The organism is Streptomyces sp. NPDC032721, assembly GCF_055579625.1.
Window position 1 is genome coordinate 1 of sequence record NZ_JBVIMX010000059.1, and the last position, 3483, is coordinate 3483.

General features: G+C 70.6%; 1 protein-coding gene. It reads left to right on the plus strand.

Features of this window, described 5'->3' with window-relative positions:
• Positions 1-226: 226 nt before the first annotated feature.
• Positions 227-3319 carry an NPCBM/NEW2 domain-containing protein gene (locus ACZ5PB_RS43390; protein WP_468699257.1) on the plus strand — a complete coding sequence of 1031 codons (3093 nt, stop codon included), beginning with the start codon at positions 227-229 and terminating at the stop codon, positions 3317-3319.
• The last annotated feature ends 164 nt before the right edge of the window (positions 3320-3483 follow it).

Sequence of the window (3483 nt, forward strand, 5' to 3'; positions counted from 1 at the left end):
GGGGGCGCGGGGAACTGCGCGAGCAACCACACTCGACCCGCAGGTAAAAACCCTCGGCCCCGCGGCCAGCGGTCTAGGGAAGGGGCGGGGAGGGGTACTCGCCCGCCGCAGGCGCCAGCCCGCCCGCACGGTACGGGTGCGGCACGTCCCGCCCGTACGTAAGTCCACACACCCCCCACGCAAGTCCATGGTCGCGTACACGCCAACCGCGCTAGAACAACGCCCCATGAGACCACCCACCCGCCTCAGAGCCGCCGCCCCCGCCGCGCTCCTGGGGCTGCTCCTCGCCCTTTCCGGGCCCGGCGGTACCAGTACCGCCGCCCCCGCTCCCGCCCCCGCCGACAGCACCACCGTCGGCGACCTCACCGGCTTCGAGGCAGACCCGGACGGCCGTACCTTCCGGCTGCACGCCGGGTCCGCCGAGGCACGCGTCAGTTTCGTCTCCGAGGAGACCTTCCGCATCGAGCTCGCCCCGGACGGGAAGTTCACCGACCCGACCGGCAAGGACATCGTCCTGCCCCAGTCAGGAAAGCCCGCCAAGGCCCGCTGGAAGGACCGGGGCGACCGGTACGAGATGAGCACCGGGAAGGTGACCCTCCGCGCCGCCAAGTCCCCCCTGCGCTTCGCCCTGTACCGCGCCGACGGCACCCGGCTCTGGGCCGAGTCCAAGGGCATCAGCTGGGGCAAGGGCGCCGACGGCAAGGACACCACGACCCAGACCCTGGCCCCCCGCGCCGACGAGCAGTTCTACGGCGCCGGAATGCAGAACGGCCGCGGCAACACCTCCCACCGCGGCAAGACCGTCGAGGTCGGCGTCGACTACAACTGGAACGACGGCGGCCACCCCAACTCCGTGCCGTTCTACCTCTCCACGGCCGGCTACGGCGTCTACCGCAACACCTACGCCCCCAACACCTACTCCTTCGCCGAGAAGGAGCCCGTCGTCACCGCCGCCGCCAAGGAACAGCGCTTCGACGCCTACTACTTCGCGGGCAGCGGCAGCAAGGACGTCATCGGCAAGTACACCCAGCTCACCGGCAAGCCCTTCCTGCCGCCGATCTACGGCATGGAGATCGGCGACGCCGACTGCTACCTGCACAACGCCAACCGGGGCGAGCGCCGCACCCTCGACTCCCTCAAGGTCGCCGACGGGTACGTCCAGAACGACATGCCCAACGGCTGGATGCTCGTCAACGACGGCTACGGCTGCGGCTACGAGGACCTCGCCGAGACCGCCAAGGGCCTTCAGGAGCGCAAGATGCAGCTCGGCCTGTGGACCGAGGACGGCATCGCCAAACTCGCCGACCAGGTCAAGGCCGGACAGCGGATCGCCAAGCTGGACGTCGCCTGGGTCGGCGAGGGCTACAAGTTCGCCCTCGACGGGTGCAAGGACGCGTACAAGGGCATCGAGGACAACAGCGACGCCCGCGGCTACACCTGGGCCCCCGAGTCCTGGGCGGGCGCCCAGCGCTGCGGGGTCCAGTGGTCCGGCGACCAGTCCGGCAGCTGGGAGTACATCCGCTGGCAGATCCCGACCTACGCGGGCTCGACCATGTCCGGACTCGCCTACACCACCGGTGACGTGGACGGCATCTTCGGCGGCAGCGCCAAGACGTACACCCGCGACCTCCAGTGGAAGATGTTCCTCGGTACGACCATGACCATGGACGGCTGGGCCGCCAGCGACAAGCAGCCCTTCCGCTACGGGGAGCCGTACACCTCCATCAACCGCAGCTACCTCAAGCTCAAGGAATCGCTGCTGCCCTACCAGTACTCGTACGCCCACGAGGCCACCAAGACCGGCGTCGGCATGGTCCGCCCGCTCTCGCTGGAGTTCCCCAACGACCCGAAGGCCGCGACCGACGCGGCCAAGTACGAGTTCATGTCCGGCGAGGACCTCCTCGTCGCCCCCGTCCACCAGGACAGCGCCGAACGCGACGGCATCTACCTCCCCAAGGGCACCTGGACCGACTACTGGAGCGGCCGCACCTACGAGGGCCCCCGCACCCTCGACGACTACAGCGCGCCCCTCGACACGCTCCCGCTGTTCGTGAAGGCGGGCGCCAGCATCCCGATGTGGCCGGGCATCCGCTCGTACACCGACCGCAAGGCCGACTCCCCGCTCGCCTGGGACGTCTACCCGCAGGGCAGGTCGTCCTTCACGCTGTACGAGGACGACGGCGTCACGCGGCAGCACCGGACCGGGAAGTACGCGACCCAGCAGGCGGACGTGAACGCCCCGCGCCGTGGCGAGGGCGACGTCTCGATCCGGATCGGCGCGAGCAGGGGCGAGTTCAACGGCAAGCAGACGAAGCGGCCCTACGCCTTCACCGTGCACACCCACTCCGCCCCCGACGAGGTCGAGCTCGGCGGGCGTGAACTCCCGCGCCTGGCAAGCGAGTCGGCGTATCAGAAGGCTTCGCAGGGCTGGTGGTACGACCGCGACGACCGTGGGGGAGTGGTCAAGGTGAAGACTGCGCCGCTGCCCACGAACCGGGCCTTCGAGCTGGAGCTGGAGGACACCAGCGCGGTAGGCGGCAAGCAGCCCGGCGCCGCCGCCGTCGTGGCCGTCGCTCCCGGTCAGGAGCTGGGCGCCGGGGTGGCCGGGAAGGTCGCCGTGGACGTGACGGCCGGGACCGCCGACGCCACCGGGACCGTCGTCTCGCTGGCCGCGCCCGCCGGCTGGCAGGTCACCCCCGCCGCCGCCGTCGACCGCATCCCGGCGGGCACGACCAAGCGCGTCGAGGTCACCGTCACCCCGGCCAAGGACGCGGTACCCGGTGACACCACGCTCACCGCGACCGCCCGCCACCGCGCGGCCGGGGAACTCCGTACCGCCGTCCAGCGGTTCGGGGCGTCCGTCATGCCACCGCCGCCGACCGCCGACACCTGGGCGAGCGACCTGGTCTGGCTGAAGTCGTCCAACGGCTACGGACCCGCCGAACGCGACCGCAGCAACGGCGAGTCCGGCGCCACCGACGGCAAGAAGCTCACCCTCGCCGGAAAGACCTACGACAAGGGCATCGGCACCCACGCCGACTCCGACATCGAGGTCTACACCGGCGGTCGGTGCACCGCCTTCACCGCCGACGTCGGCATTGACGACGAGATCAACGGCTACGGCGAGGTGGCCTTCTCCGTCGAGGCCGACGGCAAGGTGCTGTGGACCTCGCCCAAGCTGACCGGGGCGTCGGAGACCGTACCGGTGGACGTGAAGCTGGACGGCGCCCGGCACGTACGCCTGAAGGTCACCGACACCGACGCCAAGAAGTCGGGCGACCACGGGGACTGGGCGGCCGCCCGCTTCAGCTGCGCCTGACCGGAGTCTGTCCGGAGTCGGACGGACCGGTCGCGACACAGACTGGAGGCGGGGGGGGGGGGGGGGGGGGGCCCCCCCCCCCCCCCCCCGGTTTTTTCCTGTTGTTGTTTTTTTTCTTGGTGGGGAAAGTGTGGGTGGTGAGGGGGGGGGAGGGGTGGTTGTGG